Origin of the sequence: Blautia sp. HCP3S3_H10_2, assembly GCF_052122375.1 — a bacterium.
GTDB lineage: Bacteria > Bacillota > Clostridia > Lachnospirales > Lachnospiraceae > Blautia_A.
Genome location: NZ_JBQKCL010000060.1, coordinates 1 through 500 on the forward strand (window position 1 = coordinate 1; position 500 = coordinate 500).

A 500-nucleotide genomic window follows, 5' to 3' on the forward strand; every position below is an offset into this window, starting at 1 on the left:
AAAAAAACGCCCTCGCATCACAGCCTACGGTATCGAGATTCTTTAGCCGTATGGATGAAGATACCTTAAACCAGTTCCTTGTGATTGGCCGAGTGCTTCGGAAGAAAATTTACAGCATTCAGATGCCACCGGCTGTTATCCTGGATCTGGATTCCACCCTCCTTGATGCATACGGCAGACAGGAAGGCAGAGCCTTTAACTTTCATTATCAAAGCAATGGTTATCATCCGCTTGTCTGTTATGACGGAATGACTGGAGATCTGATAAAAGTACAGCTTCGTGATGGAACACAGTATTCCTGTACCGGAGTGGTTGACTTCCTGCAGCCGATACTGGATGAATACCAGAATGATTATCCTGCAATCCGTATTCTGCTTCGTGGTGATAGTGGTTTTGCTACTCCTGATCTTTATAAGCAGTGCGAAGAAAACGGCACAAGCTATGTGATCCGGCTGAAGGAGAATGGCCTTCTCCGTGAAAAAGCATCCTGTCTTGTGGAT

The 500-nt window shown here is 45.8% G+C and carries 1 protein-coding gene; it reads left to right on the forward strand.

Annotated features, from left to right (window positions below; all coding sequences use genetic code 11):
- The coding region (locus tag ACTQWB_RS18760; protein WP_441514620.1) for a transposase at window positions 1-500 on the forward strand (500 nt) is incomplete at both ends.